Source organism: Labrys sedimenti (genome assembly GCF_034424805.1).
GTDB classification, from domain to species: Bacteria; Pseudomonadota; Alphaproteobacteria; order Rhizobiales; family Labraceae; genus Labrys; species Labrys sedimenti.
The window spans coordinates 1-15,934 of the sequence record NZ_JAXOUF010000023.1; the positions used below are offsets into that span (position 1 = coordinate 1).

The window sequence follows — 15,934 nt, forward strand, 5'->3', positions numbered from 1 at the left end:
AGCCTGACACTCAAACCCTTGCATCAAACACATGAAATAACCCCGCCAAAAAATGACGGGGTTTGTCAGCAGTCTGAAGCCGCCTTCGGGCGGCTTTTCCTTGGGCCGTATGCGGTTCGAGAAATTCGCATTTCGGGCCGACTTCTTTGCCTCGGCACATTTTCTGGGCCAGGAAGCCCAGCTACCGCAACAGAAAACACCTTCGGCCTCGACATTTCCGGTCGGTGGAGAGACATCGTTCGAGCCGGCTTGACAGGACCGGTGGCGACCAACATGGTGGAGCCATGAGCACCGTGGTCAAAATCACCCTTCGTCTCTTCCCGATCGCGGAAGCGTAGCCCCGGGCTCGGCCGTTTGCGCCCCGAGCTGCGGGGCGCGCCGCTCCTCATTGGGCGCGGCTTGTCATCGGCGCATTCTCAATCTTTTTAAATCGCAACGCTTCAGTCGGCAGACTCGCGCCAAGCGCGAGGGCCGGCGGCATCCCTTCTTGTCGCCATGCCCAGCGGATAGCCGCGGGCAGGCGGGCGCGCCGCGTCGCGCCCAACTTTGAGGTATCCAATCATGAATCAGCCCCCGAAGAATCAGGCCAAGCCCAGCATCATCGTGAACGATGTCGACTTCGAGCGCCTGACCCAGCTCGCGACCTCCGCCCTCGATAGGTTCCCGGAAGTGGCCGAGGCGTTGCTCGGCGAACTCGACCGGGCGGAGATCGTCCCCGCACTACAGGTCGGGAACAATGTGGTGCAGATCGGCTCCATCGTCACCTTCGAGACCGAAGGCGGTATCCCGCGCGAGGTGAAGCTGGTCTACCCGGGCGAGGCCGATATTGCCGAGGGCAAGGTCTCGATCCTCACGCCGATCGGCACGGCCTTGCTTGGCCTGTCGCCGGGGCAGTCGATCACCTGGAAGGCCCGTGACGGTCGCGAGCACGAATTGCGGGTCACGGCCGTGAAGGCGTCCTGAAAGGGGCGCCAGTGACCTATTGTGCCGCGGCGGCGTCGGCGTTCCAGGCGGCCATGGCGTCGTTGAAGACCTTCTCGCCCGTCGGTCCCTTCTCGAAGGTGAACACAGCGTTGCGGCCATTGGCGAAGGTGAACACCAGGTCGAACCACTGATTGGCCTGCAACATCTTGGCGTTGCGGCCCTTCTCGTCCGGTGGGTCGAGCAGGCCCATCAGGAACACGCCCGTCGTGACCTTCATCAAGGCGCCGTCAAGCTGCAAGCCGGGGACCTGCGGGTCGGATTTGACGTTGACACTCTTGACGTCGCCGACGGCGCCGCTCGGGTAGTCGGCCGGCACGCTCATCTGGATGTTCAGCAGGTAGTTCGCCGGCAGGGAACGATCGGAATTATGCCTGAGGGTGAGCAGCACCTTCATCTTCCGGTCAGGAACGTTGATCTCGCCGACGACGACGGTGTCGAGCGGGCCGTTGGTACCGCTGGCCTGCGATTCCGTGCGCCAGTTAACGGTGCCCTCGAAGAGGCGGCCCTTCATCGGGGCGCTCGGATCTTCTTCCATCAGGCGCGCGCGCTGCCCCTCCGGCGCTTCGGATTGGGTCGAGGGCAGTAGCGGCGCGGGCGCAGAGGGCACCTGCGGGGCCGGTGCCGGCTCGGCAGGCTGCGGGGCGGCGGGCGCGGGTGTCGGGGGCGGAGGATTACCGGTGGCAATGTCGGCCGGGGGCGCGGCCGGTTCGCCGCCGAGCCGGTCGTTCAGCTTGCCGGGCTCGGCCGCCGGCTTGGGCGCCGTCTGCGGCGCGGTCGCCTGCTGAGGCACCAGCACCGGGCTGTCGTCGCTTCCGCGCAAATAGAGCGCGGTGGCAGCGCCCCCGCCGATGATGACGGCTGCCGTCGCGGCCATGATGGCATACCGCCTGAGATTGCCGTTGGACCTGCTGCGGCGGGGCGCCTGAGGCCGCCGTTTCTCGGCCTTGCGCTCGGCAAAAGCCGGCACGCCGTCCGGCCGCGACGGGACGGAGGGCGGCGCCTCCCGGTCCGAGACGTCGTCATCGGCCGGCTCGCCGTCGGATTGGGAAAGGGGGGCGGCCGGACGCTCGGAGGCTACCGGCTCCGGTGTGAACTCGGCCTCGTCATAATGGTGCTCGACGCGCCGGATCGCCTCTTCGAGCAGGTTGCGTTCCCTGGCGATCTGTCCTTCGGTCAGCGCGGGATCGGCAGCATTGAGCTGGCGGAGAAGGGCGGAGCGGGCTTTCTCATAGAGCGCCTGGCGGGTTTCCTGCGTATTGGGGGAAAGACCCTGCACGGCTCGCTGAATGGGAGGAAAATAGTCCGTCGACACGCGTTCTGGCTCGATCTCTTCACGGGGCCCATGATCCGCTGCAGACAAGTCCGGCGGCCAAGACATGGCGGAAACCACGCCTGATCCTGCCCCGGAGAACAAGATCGTCGCCGGACAATGCAAGCGCCGCGCGGATCGCAACCCGCGCAGTGCCATCGCAGCAGATCACGCACTAATGCCCGAATCTGACGGGATTAGGTCTGCTCTTAGACTTGAAAGGGATTTTGCACAAGGATCGTGTCGTCACGGTCGGGGCTGGTGGAGAGCACGGCCACCGGCGCTCCGATCAGTTCCTCGATGCGGCGCACATATTTGATCGCCTGCGCCGGCAGATCTGCCCAGGAGCGGGCCTTGGCCGTGGTTTCCTGCCAGCCTTCGATCTCTTCATAGATGGGTTTCACGCGCGCCTGGGCTGCCTGGCTGGCCGGTAGATAGTCGATTTCACGACCGTCCAGCTCGTAGCGTACGCACACCTTGATGGTCTCGAAGCCGTCGAGGATGTCGAGCTTGGTGAGGGCGATGCCGGTGATGCCGGAGGTGCGTATGGTCTGGCGCACCAAAGCGGCATCGAACCAGCCGCAGCGGCGGGCCCGGCCGGTGACCGTGCCGAATTCGCGGCCGCGCTCGCCGATCAGGCGGCCGGTCTCGTCGGTGAGTTCGGTCGGGAAGGGCCCTTCGCCCACGCGCGTGGTGTAGGCCTTGGTGATGCCCAGCACGTAATCGAGCGCGCCCGGCCCGAGGCCGGAGCCGACGGCAGCCTGCCCCGCGACCGTGTTGGAGGAAGTCACATAGGGATAGGTGCCGTGATCGATGTCGAGCAAAGCGCCCTGAGCGCCCTCGAACAGGATACGGCTGCCGGCCTTGCGCTCCTTGTCCAGCAAAGCGCCGACATCGTCCATGAAGGGCAGCACCTGCGGCGCGACGTCCGCCAGTTCCTGATAGAGCGCTTCCGGATCGATTTCGCTCTGGCCGGTGCCGCGGCGCAGCGCATTGTGGTGGTTGAGCAGGCGGGCGATCTTCGGGCGCAGGGCGCCGAGATCGGCCAGGTCCATCAGGCGGATGGCGCGCCGGCCCACCTTGTCTTCATAGGCAGGGCCGATGCCGCGACCGGTCGTGCCGATCTTGGTGCCGTCGGTCGCCGACTCGCGCAGGCGGTCGAGGTCCTGATGCAGGGAGAGGATGAGCGGGGTGTTCTCGGCGATGCGCAGGGCTTCGGGCGTCACGGACACGCCCTGTTCCTTCAGCTTCTTCACCTCGGCGATGAAGGCGCGCGGGTCGAGCACCACGCCATTGCCGATCACCGAGAGCTTGCCGCGCACGATGCCCGAGGGCAGCAACGACAGCTTGTAGACATTGTCGCCGATGACGAGAGTGTGGCCGGCATTGTGCCCGCCCTGGAAACGTACGACGACGTCGGCCTGTTCCGACAGCCAGTCGACGATCTTACCCTTGCCTTCGTCGCCCCATTGCGACCCGACCACGACGACATTGGCCATGGTGATCTCCCTTCTCTCTCTGGCCCTCGGCCCCGAAATTCCCGAGAGCAAAACGCGTTCAGGTAGAAACGCCGTTTTGCCCCGGTTCGTTCGCTTCGATGCGTTTTCTGATTCTCGGTGGATCCACCAAAATCGCGAAACGCTTTCGCGCGGAATTCCAAAACCCGGACACGCAAAAGCCCGGCTCATCCGATGGCCGGGCTTTTTCACTTCCTAACGGATCGGGCGGGTGTCGTAAACCCGTAAAAATAGCTGCAAACAGTGAATTTACGGGCTGTCATATATGACAGCCGCTATTGACACAAAAGTGTCAACCGTCATTGATACCAGCGCCGCTGTAAAAACCCTTACGGAGAAAATGGGCCTTGCGGCACCATCAAGGAGTTGGACAATGAGCAGGAAAACGTGGCTGGGTATCACATCGGTATCCGTGCTGGCCTTGGCGGCTTCGATGGGCAGCGCGTTTGCCCAGAGCCAGGAACTGATCGACGCAGCCAAGAAGGAAGGCCAGCTCACCACGATCGCGTTGCCGCACGACTGGTGTGGCTATGGCGCCATCATCGAAGGCTTCAAGGCCAAGTATGGCCTCAAGGTCAACGAGCTCAATCCGGATGCCGGTTCGGGCGACGAAGTCGAGGCCATCAAGGCCAACAAGGGCAATACCGGCCCGCAGGCTCCCGACGTGATCGACGTCGGCCTTTCCTTCGGTCCGACCTCCAAGAAGGACGGCCTGATCCAACCCTACAAGGTGGCGACCTGGGCTTCCATTCCCGACAATGCCAAGGATGCCGACGGCTATTGGTATGGCGACTATTACGGTGTTCTGGCTTTCGAGGTGAACAAGGACATCGTCAAGAATTCGCCGAAGGACTGGTCCGACCTGCTGAGCTCCGACTACGCCAATGCCGTGGCGCTGGCCGGCGACCCCCGCACCGCCAACCAGGCGATCCAGGGCGTCTATGCCGCCGGTTTGTCGGCCGCCAAGGGCGATGCCGGCAAGGCTGCAGCAGAAGGATTGAAATTCTTCGCAGAGCTGAACAAGAAGGGCAATTTCGTGCCCACCATCGGCAAGGCCGCCTCGTTGGCCCAGGGTGCGACCCCCATCGTGCTGCGCTGGGACTACAACGCCCTCACCGATCGCGACACGCTCAAAGGTAATCCCGACGTCGACGTGGTGATTCCCGCCAGCGGCGTGGTTGCCGGCGTCTATGTCCAGGCCATCAGCGCCTATGCGCCCCATCCCAACGCCGCCAAGCTGTGGATGGAGTATCTCTACTCCGACGAGGGCCAGATCGGTTATCTGAAGGGCTATTGTCACCCGATCCGCTTCAACGACCTCGTCGCTAACAAGAAGATCCCGGCAGACCTGCTTGCCAAGCTCCCGCCGGCCGAAGCCTATGCCAAGGCCGTGTTCCCGACGCTTGATGAGCAGAGCGCCGCCAAGGCCGAGATCACCAAGGATTGGGACAGCGTGGTCGGCGCCGCCGTCAAGTAAGATCGTTTGTCATCTCCTGCGCGTCCTGCCCGGTTTCTCCGGGCGGGACGCATGCTATTGTGGTCGCCGCGATGAATACCACCGCAAACACTGCCCCAGCTGCAGCTCCAGGCTCGGCCAGAGCCAGTGGAGGGCTGGCCGTGCTGGGCATGGCGCCCTTCGTGCTCTTCGCCTTGCTCTTCCTGGTGGTTCCGACGGCCTTGCTGCTGGTCGGGGCCTTCTTCGACCGGGAAGGACATTTCACCTTCGGCAACATCGCCGAGCTCTTCACCAATCCGGCGATCGTTTCCTCCTTCTGGCTCAGTATCAAGATCAGCTTCGCCTCTGCTCTCGGCGGTGCCTTCATCGGTTTCTTCGTGGCCTATGCGGTTATTCTCGGCGGCCTGCCGGAATGGATGCGTGGGGCCGTGATGACATTTTCGGGCGTCGCCTCGAACTTCGCCGGCGTGCCGCTGGCCTTCGCCTTCCTGGCGACGCTGGGTCGGGTCGGCCTCGTCACCGTCCTGCTGCGGGATTGGCTCGGCTTCAACCTCTACTCGACCGGCTTCAACATCCTCAGCTTCACTGGCCTGACCCTGGTCTATCTCTATTTCCAGATTCCCCTGATGGTGCTGGTGATAGCGCCGGCCCTGGATGGGCTGAAACGTGAATGGCGCGAGGCCAATGCCGTGCTGGGTGGCAGTAATTTCCACTATTGGCGGCACATCGCCCTGCCGATCCTGCTGCCGAGCATCTTGGGCGCGACGCTGCTCTTGTTCGCCAATGCCTTCGGCGCAGTGGCGACCGCCTATGCGCTAACCGGATCCAGCCTGCCGATCATCCCAATCCAGCTCTTCGCCCAGATCCGCGGCGACGTGCTCAGCAATCCCAATCTGGGCTACGCCATCGCCTTCGGCATGGTGGTGATCACCAGCATTTCCAGCGGCGCCTATATCTGGCTGCGCAGCTATAGCGAGCGGTGGGTGCGATGAAGAAATCCTCCGTATTGTCCTGGCTGATCATCCTCCTGGCGATCAGTTATTTCATCATCCCGCTGCTCTCCACCTTCGAGTTCTCGCTACGCATGCTGCGCGGGCAGTACAGTTTCGAGGCCTATCGCGTGGTGTTCGCCCAGGCGGAGTTCCAGAACGCCTTCATCCGCTCGATCCTGCTGGCGCTCGCCACCATCGTACTGAGCATCGTGCTGGTGGTGCCGGCAGCCTATCTGGTGCGCCTGCGCCTGCCGAGCTGGCGCTCGCCGGTCGAGTTCGTCACGCTGCTGCCGCTGGTGATTCCGGCGATCATCATCGTCTTCGGCTATATCCGCATGTTCAACTCCTCGTCCTGGCTGCCTCTGACGGACAGCGAGTGGACCACGGACCTCCTGCTGACCTTCGGCTATGTCGTGCTGGCGCTGCCCTATATGTATCGTTCCGTCGATGCGGGCTTGCGCGCCATCGATGTCAAGACCCTGACCGAGGCGGCCCAGAGCCTGGGAGCCAGCAGCTTCACCATCCTCTGGCAGGTCATCCTGCCGAACATTCGCTCGGGCGTGCTCAGCGGCTCCTTCATCGCTTTTGCCATCGTCATCGGCGAATTCACTTTTGCCAGCCTGCTCAACCGGCCGGTCTTCGGTACCTATCTGCAATTGATCGGCGCGAACCGGGCCTATGAGCCGTCGGCGCTCGCCATCGTCGCTTTCGTCATCACCTGGGCCTGCATGGGCCTGCTGCAACTCGTCGGCCGCTCGCGCGGCGCACGGGCGGCACGTTGAACCGGCACTGGGAGGCCAGCATGTCCTTTCTCGAGATCACCGGGCTGCAGAAGAGCTTCGGCGCCAACCAGGTGGTGAAGCGCTTCGATCTGTCGGTCCAGAAGGGTGAATTCATCACCCTGCTTGGCCCCTCCGGTTGCGGCAAGACCACGGTCCTGCGCATGGTTGCAGGCTTCGAAACGCCGTCCGCCGGCTCGATTCGCATGGACGGTAAGGAGATCTCGGGCTTGGCGCCAAACCAGCGCAATGTCGGCATGGTGTTCCAGGCCTATGCCCTGTTTCCCAACATGACGGTGGCCGAGAATATCGGCTTCGGCCTGAAGATCGCCAAGAAGTCGCAGTCGGAGATCGACGCCCGCGTCAAGCAGATGCTGGAGATGATCAAGCTGCCGCAGATCGCCGACCGCTATCCCTTCCAGCTCTCCGGCGGCCAGCAGCAGCGCGTGGCCCTGGCGCGAGCGATCGCGGTTCGCCCGAAGATCCTGCTGCTGGATGAGCCCCTCTCGGCTCTGGACGCCAAGATCCGTGTGTCCTTGCGCGACGAGATCCGGGTGCTGCAACAGGAACTCGGCATCACCACCTTGTTCGTCACGCACGACCAGGAAGAGGCTCTCTCCATGTCCGACCGCATCGTGGTGATGAGCGCCGGGCAGATGGAGCAGGTCGGCACCCCCTTCGAGATCTACAATTTCCCCAAGACCCGCTTCGTCTCCTCCTTCGTCGGCACACTCAATTTCCTCACCGGCAAGGTCGTCGATGCCGCTGCCGGTCGCTTCTCCGTCGATGGGCAGGAGGTCGTGACCAGCCGCGGCCTGCAGGGCGCCAGCAACGGCGAGACGCGCACGCTGGCCCTGCGCCCGGAAGCCGTGGTGCTGGGTGCAGGCGGCGAGAGCCGCAACAGTCTCACGGGGCGGATCGAGCTCGTCAGCTTCCTCGGATCGATCGTGCGCATCCGCGTGCGCTTCGACGAGAATGTGGTTTCGCTCGATACCTTCAACAACCCGGGCGCCCCGCCGCCGCAGATGGGCGAGGACGTCACCGTCTCCTTCGGCCGCGGCGACCTGCAATTGCTGGAAGAGGCCGAGAAGGTCGCGGCTTGAGAATAGAGCTCCCTTCTCCCCTTGTGGGAGAAGGTCCCGGCAGGGGGATGAAGGGTCTTGCGACCCTTCCTGATCACCTTCCGGGGAGCCGCCAATAAAGAGAGAGGTTTCATCAACCCCTCATCCGGCGCTTGGCGCCACCGCGCTCAGTCTTTCAGCGGCCCGTTCCTCAGCCGCGAAAGGTCGAAGTCGCGGATATCCTTGAGCAGGTCGACCAAAGCCTGTGCGCCGAACTCTGCCGAGAGCTGGCCATTTTCGGACGTCGCCTTGCTGGCATCGCCCGCAGCTCCCTCGGGGCGAATGTCCTGGGCCATCCAGCCGAAGCCGCCGGGGCGGCCAGTGCGCAGATATTTGAAGATCTCTTCCATCTCATAGGTAACAGGGCGGAAGTCCTTGGCCTTGTCCATGCGCACGAGGTCGGGGCGGAAGGCGAGCATCAGCGCCGTCTCGATCTCGCCGGCATGGATGCCCAGGCGGGTTTCGTCGTCCGAGAAGGCACCCTTGGGATAGCCGAACATGTGCCAGGAGGTGAAGGCCACCAGCATGCCGTGGCGCACGCGCAGATCGCGGGCGACGATGTCCATCGCCGACATGTTGCCGCCATGGGAATTGACGATCAGGAGCTTCTTGATGCCGGCACGATGCACGCTCTCGCCGATCTCGGTCCAGGCCCGGATCACGGTTTCGGCCGACAGGCTGAGCGTGCCGGGGAATTCCAGATGCTCGTTGGACTTGCCGATGGTCTGGATCGGCAGGAAGGTCGCCGGGATATCGGCCGGGATCAGCGGGATGGCGCGCTCAAGATAGCCCTGCATGATCATACTGTCGACGCCGACAGGCAGATGGGGCCCATGCTGTTCGACGGCAGCGATCGGCAGCACGGCGATCCAGCTGGCGGTATCGCCGGTGCGGAAATCTTCCGTCGTCATTTCGAACCAATGGCGGCGGGGCAGGGAGGCGGTGGTGGGCATGATCGAATCCAGGACGGGAACTGCCTGAATCATAGCGCTGCGAGGCACTATTTCAACGCCCTGCCTGCTGCGACCACCGAATCACCACCCGGATGACGGAGCGCTGTCGGGGGCGGGCAGTGGCCGCCGGCGGTAGCGCTGGCCTGAATTGGGCGTGGACGGATTGTTGGAAGGGGTGATCACGGGACCCGGCCTGGGATAACGGGGCGGCCTCTGGACAACCGGCCCCTCGACCCAGACAGGTGGGCGGCGACGACGCGGCGGGCTGTAGATCGGCGGCTCGTCGCCATAATAGGGGTCGGGCTCGCCATAGACCCGACGTCGGGTAGGTGGGATCTCCGGCGTCGCGACTGGCCGCAATTCCCGCCGTCGGGTGGAGCGGGGCGGCGGCGGGCTCCAGGATTTCATGCGCGGCGTCGCGGGGGCGGGCAAAGCGACGGGCGTGGCCGCGGGTGCCTCTGGGGGCGGGGGAGGGGCGCAGGCGGCAAGGCTGTCGCCGACGCTGAGCGAGGCGGCTGAGGCGGCGGTGTTCAGCCAGAGCAGCCACTCGCCCAGGAATTCGTTCGACCAGGGCGCCACTGGGCCGGTGTCATAGTCGATCATGCTGGCAGGCTGCGGCAGCACGAACACGGCAATGCCGCGCACGATCTTGATGCGGGTCACGGGCGTACTGCCGGCGAAGGTGCCGGCCGGCGCGGCAGAAGGCCCGCTGTCGCAGCGATTGCCGAGCTTGGCCGTCTCGATGAAGGTCCATTGCCGGTCGACGTTGAAATTGGCGAGGCTGATCTCCTGCTGGTCGGTCGCGGGTGGTGTCGGCGCCCAGCCGGTCCAGTCGCTACCCCCGCGCCAGATCACCCAGGCCGGGCTCCATTGCGTTCCAGGTATCCAGACCCAGCCATTGCTGCCGTCCGAGGCCCAGCGGCCATAGTGATGGATGATCCTGCCCCAGACGGTGGGATCGTCATAGGTCCAGCCGTAAGTACGGTCATAGACCCAGCGGCAGGCTGGATAGGGATGCCAGCCGGCCGGCACCACCGAAGGTTTCCAGACGTCGCCGTAGCGCTCTGAATAGATGTATTGGCCATAACCCGACAACACGGCCTTGAATTCGTCGAGACTGGGCGCCTGTGCCTGGATGGCGGCGGCCGGCGCGGCCTGGGCCCGGTCGGCAACGGCACCGGGCAGGATGGCGCAAGCCAGCAGGAAGGAAGAAACGAGGTTAGTCCCCCAACGCCGTATCGTGCTGGCCATAGCAAACCCCTCCATGGGTTATTGCTTCGATCGCAGCCAATCCTGAGCCTGTCTGGGGAAGTTGTCCGTATCAATTGGCACGTGGATCAATTGAGATCCGGCCACAAAATGAAACCGCCGGTACCGGATTCTGCTCCGGTCCGGCGGTCAGCATACACCAGCGTTGACTGGTTCAGTGCAGCCTCTCGGCGCTCTTCAATCTTGCGATTTCGTCTTTGAGAAGGAGTTTCTTACGCTTCAGCTCTGCGATTTTGAGGTCATCCGAGGAGGGATGAGCCAGTGCGATGGTGAGTTCCGTTTCAAGAGCGTGATGTTTGCGCTCCAGTTCGACCAAATGCGACTGCACAGGCATTAACGGCTCCTTGTGTCACAGTTCCGACATTTAACGTTCTCACGAAAAGGCGTGCATGTCGAAGGAAAATCGCGGATTCCGGCGTTGAATCGATTGTGCAAAGCAACAATAAATTTAGTCGGAACAATAGCTTACCGCACGGTAATGCAGTGTGGAGGGGGCAAAAAGAATGCGGGATCAAAGGCCTAGGAAGGGCTTGTGAAAGTTGTCCGGCAAGCTTCGCCAAACAGGTGTAAATAGATGGCGATATCTTGCCGCAGCGCTTGCGGGCGAGGAATCGGCTCGGCATAGTTCGGCACCGTGCCCGGAGGGGCATGGAGCGGCAGAATGGTCGAAATACCGAAGCTGCCATTCGGAATGGAAGGGTATGGGCTTGTCAAATCCGCTCACCGAGGAGGAGGAAGCCGCGATGGTTGCGGAGCTGGGGCAGCTTCGCCAGGAACACCGCGATCTCGATGCCGCGATTGCCGCTCTGGAACTGGTGGGAACTCCCGATCGTCTGCAGCTTCAGCGCCTGAAAAAGCGCAAGCTCCATCTCAAGGACCGCATGTCCCTGCTCGAGGACCTGCTCACGCCGGACATCATCGCCTGACGCTTGTGGTCGCCGGGCAGGGCGCCGGTGTGGCGTCGGCAGCGACTGGGGGCGATCCGCGCGGTCAAACTGCCTTGCCGCTGGCGATGTCGGCGAGCATCCAGTCCCGGAACGCCTTGATCATCGGCTTGTCCGCCTTGGCCCTCGGCGCCACCAGGTGATAGGCGAATTCCGGCGCGATCTTCAAGGACAGGTCGAAGGGGCGTACCAGCCGGCCTGCGGCCAGGTCGTCGCCCACCAGGCTGGTATTGCCGAGCGCCACGCCCTGGCCGTCCACGGCTGCCTGCAGGGTCATGATCGACTGGCTGAAATGCAGGCCGCGCGTGGGATCGGGCTTGTCCGCCTTGGCGGCCATCAGCCACATGCGCCAGTCCGGCCACATCGAATCCTGGCTGTGCCAGTCGAGATGGATCAGGGTGAAATATTGCAGGTCGTCGGGTTCCCTCAGGGGGACGGGTCCGTGCAGAAGCTGCGGGCTGCAGATCGGAAAGACGTCCTCGACGAAGAGGCGATCTGAGCGTAGGCCGGCATAGGCGCCGCGGCCGAAGCGGATGGCAACGTCGATTTCCTGGCGGCTGAAATCGGCGAGCGTGTCGGAAATGTCGATGCGCATGTCGATGTCTGGAAATTGCTGGCGGAAACGCGGCAGGCGCGGCACCAGCCATTTGGCGGCGAAGGATGAACCGGAAGAAACGGTGAAACTCATGCGCTGGGTGGTGTTGGCGGCCCGGCGCAGGGCCTCATCGATGGTGCGCAGCGCGCCGCTGGTCGATTCGAGCAGCTCTTCCCCGGCATGGGTGAGCTTCATGCTGCGGCTGGTGCGAAAAAACAGCCGGGTACCGAGGCGGTCTTCGAAAGCGCGGATCTGGCTGCTGACCGCAGCGGGGGTCACGTCGAGCTCGATCGCAGCCTTGGCGAAGCTCAGATGGCGAGCGGCGACGGCAAAGGTCCACAGTGCCCCCAGTCCGGCTCCCGATTTGCTCATGCCCACCCCGTGATCATCAAGTTTTTATTGACGGTGAAGAAAGGTCATCTCCGTTGATAATCTACCATAAAGCATTGAAAATAGAAAACATATCGCGAGAGCGCATTTACTTTTTGTTGAGGGTACGAGTATGTCGAGCGTCGAATTTCACGAAGATGAATGGGGCCGCCACTGGAGCTATGCCCCCGCCCTGCACGGGACGCAGGTGCGCCTGCATTATTCGATCGCCGCCGCTGTGGTCGGTGCCGTCGCCTCCTTCGTCGAGGCGATCTCCGCCGGCTTGGCGCAGCTTAGAGAACAGCGGCAGGCCGCGGCGATGGCGGGGTACCAGCGCGACCTTTATGGCGACAACGACGTGCTGCCTGTCGGCTATGTCCGTTACGAGGGTGTGCGCGACGAGTTCGGGCGCGCGCTTCCATAAGGACAGACACCCGTAATTCTGCCGGATGAGAGGGCGTGATCATCGATCGCGCCCTTTTGCGTGGCCGGGATCCCGCGCAGGAGAGCCTGGGTTTAAGGTGCAGCCCTTTCAAGGTGTTTCGAACAAACCGGGAAAAGGTCGGGATAGGGTGGTGCAGCCCCTCATCCGCTTGCCGGCACCTTTTCCCCCAAGGGGAGAAGGGGACAGTTTTCGTGGCGCTGCGCCTGCCAGTTACCTTCTCCCCTTGCGGGAGAAGAGGTGCCCCGAAGGGGCGGATGAGGGGTCTCGATGCCCTTTCCCAGCCTTTTCCCGCGACCTGGTCCAAACACCTTGAAAGGGGTTGGGTTAAGGTGCAGCACCCGGGATCGCGGACACTGTCGGCGGATGGCTTTCGCAAGAAAAAGGGCCCTTCCGCGTCGGCGGAAAAGCCCTTTTCGAATGATTGATGCGGACCGGTCGCCGAGGGCGTCAGTCTTCCTTCTGCTTGATGCCCTTGAGCTTGGCGAACACGTTGGCGACGTCGAGCTCGTCCTCGTCTTCCGTTTGGCGCGGCTTGTTGCCGAGCGAGGCGAAGGGGTCGTCCTGCCTCTGGCTGCGGTCGGCCGCCGGTCCCGTGGTGATCTCGGCGGGCAGCAGCGTGGCGCTTTCGGCCTCGGGCGGCCGGTCCTTGGAGGCCCGGGCGACTTCGAAGTCCAGGTCGATCTGCGTGCACAGGCCCAGCATGACCGGATCGGCCGGGGTCAGCTGCGCCGTGTTCCAATGGGTGCGGTCGCGGATGGCTGCGATCGTCGTCTTGGTGGTGCCGACCAGACGCATGATCTGGGCGTCCTTGAGTTCGGGATGGTTCTTGACCAGCCAGAGAATGGCGTTGGGACGGTCCTGGCGCCGCGAGACCGGCGTATAACGCGGACCCTTCTTGACCTTGGCGACGGCGATCTTGACCTTCGGCTCTGCCAGCCGGAGACGATGATGGGAATCGCGCTCGCCGCGGGCAATCTCCTCGCGGGTAAGCTGGTTGGAGATCACGGGATCCTGGCCCTTGATACCGGCCGCGACTTCACCGTCGGCGATGCCCTTGACCTCCAACGGATGCAGTTTGCAGAACTCGGCGATCTGGTCGAAGGTGAGGGCGGTGTTCTCAACCAGCCAGACAGCAGTGGCCTTCGGCATCAGCGGGGCGGTCGACATTTGCATCTCCTCGGAAAGCATGGGCTCGCTGCCGCCTCGCTCCAGCCTCCTGGAACGAAGCCCGACGCGAGCTGATTGTCGGGATTCAACACTTCATATAGTCGTCGTCGGCCCGAAAGGAAAGCCTGTTACGCCGCTTTCCCGCCAGGATTGTAGACAGGGAGGTGCCCTGGCTATGGTGATCACCTCGAGGGGCGAATGCGCGAGGGGGTGATGACGGGGCGGAGCCAGGGCGGAATCGGACGTCGCGGGGTGCTGCAGACACTGCTTGCTCTGGCCGCCGCCGGCGTCACAGCCGTGGCGGCGCGTGCCGACGAGAGCTTTCGCGGGGAGGTGGCCGCCGTGCTGCGCCGGCAACGGCCTGCTTTGGCATTTACGCTGCCCGGCGACGATCCCGAGAGTCTTCATGTCAAGGTCGGTGAGAATACGCTCCAGGTCTATCTCGGTAATCTGCAGCGTCAGCTCGGCACGGCGCGGGGGATGGATCGCGAAGGACAGATCCTCGATTTTTTCGACCGGATCGTCGCAGTCAGGCCCGCCGATGACGAAGAGCGCGCGCGTTGGTCGGAGGCGCGAGCCAGACTGCGCCTGCAGGTCGTGCCGATCGAATATCGCCAGCAGGCCGAGGCGCTAGTGTCACGAGACCTGGCGGCCAAGGTGGTGATTGCCTATGCGCTCGATCAGGGTGAGCGCTATGCGCTCGTTACGACGGACGATCTGAAGACATGGGGCGTCGATGCCGATGCGATTCATGAAGCAGCTCTGGACGGGCTGGAGGCTGCCTCCGGCAAGCTGGCGATCGAGGCCGAGAAATCGGCGAAAGGCCGCGGTGCCTACGTCACCATCCTGACCAATGATGGCTATGATGCCGCCCGCCTGCTGCTGCCCTCGGTCCGGCAAAGACTGCTGCGGGCGTTGGGCAGCGACCTTGCCATCGCCGGCATTCCCAATCGGGATTTCCTGGTGGCCTGGACGCCCGATTTTTCGGCGCGGGCTGGTTTTGCCGCAAAGGTGAGCGAAGATGCCAAGTCGCGCTCACATCCGCTCACCGATGAGCTTTTCGTAATCGAGGCGAATGGGTTTAGAGTGGCCACCGCGGCCGAGCTCGTCGAGCAGCGCCGGATCTGATGGGAAGTGAGGAGGCGACATGGCTGTATTCGATGACGAGCCGCGAAAGGTAACGGTGGCACATCAGATCGGGCAGGACCTCTCGACCCTGTCGCTGCATGAACTCGAGGAACGCATCGCGGCCCTGAAACAGGAGATCGTGCGCCTGGAGGAAGCCAGGGCCAGCAAGGCAGCCTCGCTTTCGGCGGCAAGCGCTTTTTTCAAGACTTGAACCTTTCAGGAGAGCTCTGCCGTTCAGCGGGATGACGCAGAAGGCCGTTCAATAACGCATGAAAGGCCTTCACCGCCTGCTTTGACGCTGCCCTGGGATCGGCGGCATTGGCGATCCATTGCGAGGCATGCCAGGTTGCGCCATTGACCAGCCGGGCCGCAGCCTCCGGGTCGACATCGTTGAGAACACCGTTCCGCTTCAGCGCGGCCAATGTCGCGCTCATCGAGGCGATGCAGCCATCCTGGCTCGGCCATTGCGATGGATCACCGAGGACGGCCGGACCGTCGCGAAACAGGATGCGCTGGATCTCAGGCTCCAATGCCATTTCGATATAGGCCGAGCATTCGGCGACGAAACCCTGCCAGGGATCGTCGGCCTGGGCTGAAATCGCGGAGAGCCGCTTGGACATTTCGGCGTCGAGTTCCGTGATCACCGCCGCGAACAGGCCCTTCTTGTCGCCGAAATGATGATAGAGCGCGCCGCGCGTCAGGCCGGCCGCCGCGGTGAAATCGTCCATCGACGCCTGCGCATAACCGAAAGTGCCGAAGGCCGCGCGCCCTGCGGCGACCAGCTTGGCACGAGTCTCGACGATCATCTGGGCTCGCGGCCTACGGGTCATGTCATCTCTTTCACATACGCCACGTATATTGTTTGACATACGATACGTATGCAACTATGTCGAATACATACGCTAC

General features: G+C 63.3%; 18 protein-coding genes. 10 read left to right on the top strand and 8 right to left on the bottom strand.

The genetic code is table 11. The features are described 5' to 3' along the window. On the top strand, positions 1-288 hold a 288-nt coding region (locus tag U1R88_RS31060), incomplete at its 5' end, for a hypothetical protein (protein ID WP_322434791.1). A 273-nt stretch (positions 289-561) separates the two neighbouring features. Further along, positions 562-963 (top strand): nucleoside diphosphate kinase regulator, encoded by a 402-nt coding sequence (rnk, locus tag U1R88_RS31065; RefSeq protein ID WP_322434792.1) that lies wholly within the window; start codon positions 562-564, stop codon positions 961-963. Positions 964-979: 16 nt separating this feature from the next. Here rnk and U1R88_RS31070 read toward each other — a convergent pair whose 3' ends face one another. Next, positions 980-2,296, bottom strand: a complete 1,317-nt coding sequence (locus tag U1R88_RS31070; RefSeq protein ID WP_322434793.1) for a hypothetical protein — start codon at positions 2,294-2,296, stop codon at positions 980-982. Between the two features lie 206 nt (positions 2,297-2,502). Next, the gene (locus tag U1R88_RS31075) at positions 2,503-3,792 is read right to left on the bottom strand and encodes an adenylosuccinate synthase (protein WP_068285624.1); all 1,290 of its coding nucleotides are present in this window, start codon (positions 3,790-3,792) and stop codon (positions 2,503-2,505) included. Between the two features lie 451 nt (positions 3,793-4,243). On the opposite strand from U1R88_RS31075, the gene U1R88_RS31080 reads away from it, so the two are divergent. The 4 genes from U1R88_RS31080 to U1R88_RS31095 all read left to right on the top strand — a co-directional run bounded on the left by U1R88_RS31080 (position 4,244) and on the right by U1R88_RS31095 (position 8,140). Further along, positions 4,244-5,287, top strand: a complete 1,044-nt coding sequence (locus tag U1R88_RS31080; protein ID WP_322434838.1) for an ABC transporter substrate-binding protein — start codon at positions 4,244-4,246, stop codon at positions 5,285-5,287. 71 nt (positions 5,288-5,358) lie between these two features. Further along, the gene (locus U1R88_RS31085) at positions 5,359-6,258 is read left to right on the top strand and encodes an ABC transporter permease (RefSeq protein WP_068285628.1); all 900 of its coding nucleotides are present in this window, start codon (positions 5,359-5,361) and stop codon (positions 6,256-6,258) included. Further along, complete coding sequence (locus tag U1R88_RS31090; protein ID WP_068285630.1) at positions 6,255-7,040, top strand: ABC transporter permease; 786 nt, start codon at positions 6,255-6,257, stop codon at positions 7,038-7,040. Before U1R88_RS31085 ends, U1R88_RS31090 begins: the two co-directional genes overlap by 4 nt. Positions 7,041-7,060: 20 nt before the next feature. Then, positions 7,061-8,140 carry an ABC transporter ATP-binding protein gene (locus U1R88_RS31095; RefSeq protein WP_322434794.1) on the top strand — a complete coding sequence of 360 codons (1,080 nt, stop codon included), beginning with the start codon at positions 7,061-7,063 and terminating at the stop codon, positions 8,138-8,140. Positions 8,141-8,286: 146 nt separating this feature from the next. On the opposite strand, the gene U1R88_RS31100 is transcribed toward U1R88_RS31095, so the two are convergent. From U1R88_RS31100 to U1R88_RS31110, 3 genes are all read right to left on the bottom strand, one after another. After that, positions 8,287-9,111, bottom strand: coding sequence for a creatininase family protein (locus U1R88_RS31100; RefSeq protein ID WP_322434795.1), 825 nt, complete (start codon positions 9,109-9,111; stop codon positions 8,287-8,289). A gap of 81 nt (positions 9,112-9,192) precedes the next feature. Next, positions 9,193-10,362 carry a DUF6600 domain-containing protein gene (locus tag U1R88_RS31105; RefSeq protein ID WP_322434796.1) on the bottom strand — a complete coding sequence of 390 codons (1,170 nt, stop codon included), beginning with the start codon at positions 10,360-10,362 and terminating at the stop codon, positions 9,193-9,195. 172 nt (positions 10,363-10,534) lie between these two features. Then, positions 10,535-10,714: a YdcH family protein gene (locus U1R88_RS31110; RefSeq protein ID WP_068285636.1), complete on the bottom strand. Its 180-nt coding sequence runs from the start codon at positions 10,712-10,714 to the stop codon at positions 10,535-10,537. Positions 10,715-11,081: 367 nt separating this feature from the next. Here U1R88_RS31110 and U1R88_RS31115 point away from each other — a divergent pair, with 367 nt between their 5' ends. Further along, positions 11,082-11,306 (top strand): YdcH family protein, encoded by a 225-nt coding sequence (locus U1R88_RS31115; protein WP_322434797.1) that lies wholly within the window; start codon positions 11,082-11,084, stop codon positions 11,304-11,306. 64 nt (positions 11,307-11,370) lie between these two features. Here U1R88_RS31115 and gcvA read toward each other — a convergent pair whose 3' ends face one another. Next, positions 11,371-12,291 carry a transcriptional regulator GcvA gene (gcvA, locus tag U1R88_RS31120; protein WP_068285639.1) on the bottom strand — a complete coding sequence of 307 codons (921 nt, stop codon included), beginning with the start codon at positions 12,289-12,291 and terminating at the stop codon, positions 11,371-11,373. A 130-nt stretch (positions 12,292-12,421) separates the two neighbouring features. Between gcvA and U1R88_RS31125 the strand changes: the two genes are divergently transcribed. Next, positions 12,422-12,712: a hypothetical protein gene (locus U1R88_RS31125; protein ID WP_322434798.1), complete on the top strand. Its 291-nt coding sequence runs from the start codon at positions 12,422-12,424 to the stop codon at positions 12,710-12,712. A 468-nt stretch (positions 12,713-13,180) separates the two neighbouring features. On the opposite strand, the gene U1R88_RS31130 is transcribed toward U1R88_RS31125, so the two are convergent. After that, entirely contained in the window at positions 13,181-13,900 is a 720-nt protein-coding gene (locus tag U1R88_RS31130) for a DUF1013 domain-containing protein (RefSeq protein ID WP_322434799.1), read from the bottom strand. Between the two features lie 213 nt (positions 13,901-14,113). Here U1R88_RS31130 and U1R88_RS31135 point away from each other — a divergent pair, with 213 nt between their 5' ends. Together U1R88_RS31135 and U1R88_RS31140 are read left to right on the top strand one after the other, a co-directional pair. Beyond that, entirely contained in the window at positions 14,114-15,028 is a 915-nt protein-coding gene (locus U1R88_RS31135) for a DUF1444 family protein (RefSeq protein ID WP_322434800.1), read from the top strand. 19 nt (positions 15,029-15,047) lie between these two features. Then, positions 15,048-15,239, top strand: coding sequence for a DUF1192 domain-containing protein (locus U1R88_RS31140; protein WP_068285647.1), 192 nt, complete (start codon positions 15,048-15,050; stop codon positions 15,237-15,239). Here U1R88_RS31140 and U1R88_RS31145 read toward each other — a convergent pair. Further along, entirely contained in the window at positions 15,229-15,858 is a 630-nt protein-coding gene (locus U1R88_RS31145) for a TetR/AcrR family transcriptional regulator (protein ID WP_322434801.1), read from the bottom strand. The two genes, U1R88_RS31140 and U1R88_RS31145, sit on opposite strands and share 11 nt — an antisense overlap. Positions 15,859-15,934 lie beyond the last annotated feature (76 nt).

Excerpts from the sequence above, each read along its gene's own strand:
- rnk (WP_322434792.1), top strand. The coding sequence starts at position 562 with ATGAATCAGCCCCCGAAGAATCAGGCCAAGCCCAGCATCATCGTGAAC.
- U1R88_RS31075 (WP_068285624.1), bottom strand. The coding sequence starts at position 3,792 with ATGGCCAATGTCGTCGTGGTCGGGTCGCAATGGGGCGACGAAGGCAAG.
- U1R88_RS31080 (WP_322434838.1), top strand. The coding sequence starts at position 4,244 with ATGGGCAGCGCGTTTGCCCAGAGCCAGGAACTGATCGACGCAGCCAAG.
- U1R88_RS31085 (WP_068285628.1), top strand. The coding sequence starts at position 5,359 with ATGAATACCACCGCAAACACTGCCCCAGCTGCAGCTCCAGGCTCGGCC.
- U1R88_RS31090 (WP_068285630.1), top strand. The coding sequence starts at position 6,255 with ATGAAGAAATCCTCCGTATTGTCCTGGCTGATCATCCTCCTGGCGATC.
- U1R88_RS31095 (WP_322434794.1), top strand. The coding sequence starts at position 7,061 with ATGTCCTTTCTCGAGATCACCGGGCTGCAGAAGAGCTTCGGCGCCAAC.
- U1R88_RS31100 (WP_322434795.1), bottom strand. The coding sequence starts at position 9,111 with ATGCCCACCACCGCCTCCCTGCCCCGCCGCCATTGGTTCGAAATGACG.
- U1R88_RS31105 (WP_322434796.1), bottom strand. The coding sequence starts at position 10,362 with ATGGCCAGCACGATACGGCGTTGGGGGACTAACCTCGTTTCTTCCTTC.
- U1R88_RS31110 (WP_068285636.1), bottom strand. The coding sequence starts at position 10,714 with ATGCCTGTGCAGTCGCATTTGGTCGAACTGGAGCGCAAACATCACGCT.
- U1R88_RS31115 (WP_322434797.1), top strand. The coding sequence starts at position 11,082 with ATGGGCTTGTCAAATCCGCTCACCGAGGAGGAGGAAGCCGCGATGGTT.
- gcvA (WP_068285639.1), bottom strand. The coding sequence starts at position 12,291 with ATGAGCAAATCGGGAGCCGGACTGGGGGCACTGTGGACCTTTGCCGTC.
- U1R88_RS31125 (WP_322434798.1), top strand. The coding sequence starts at position 12,422 with ATGTCGAGCGTCGAATTTCACGAAGATGAATGGGGCCGCCACTGGAGC.
- U1R88_RS31130 (WP_322434799.1), bottom strand. The coding sequence starts at position 13,900 with ATGTCGACCGCCCCGCTGATGCCGAAGGCCACTGCTGTCTGGCTGGTT.
- U1R88_RS31135 (WP_322434800.1), top strand. The coding sequence starts at position 14,114 with ATGACGGGGCGGAGCCAGGGCGGAATCGGACGTCGCGGGGTGCTGCAG.
- U1R88_RS31140 (WP_068285647.1), top strand. The coding sequence starts at position 15,048 with ATGGCTGTATTCGATGACGAGCCGCGAAAGGTAACGGTGGCACATCAG.
- U1R88_RS31145 (WP_322434801.1), bottom strand. The coding sequence starts at position 15,858 with ATGACCCGTAGGCCGCGAGCCCAGATGATCGTCGAGACTCGTGCCAAG.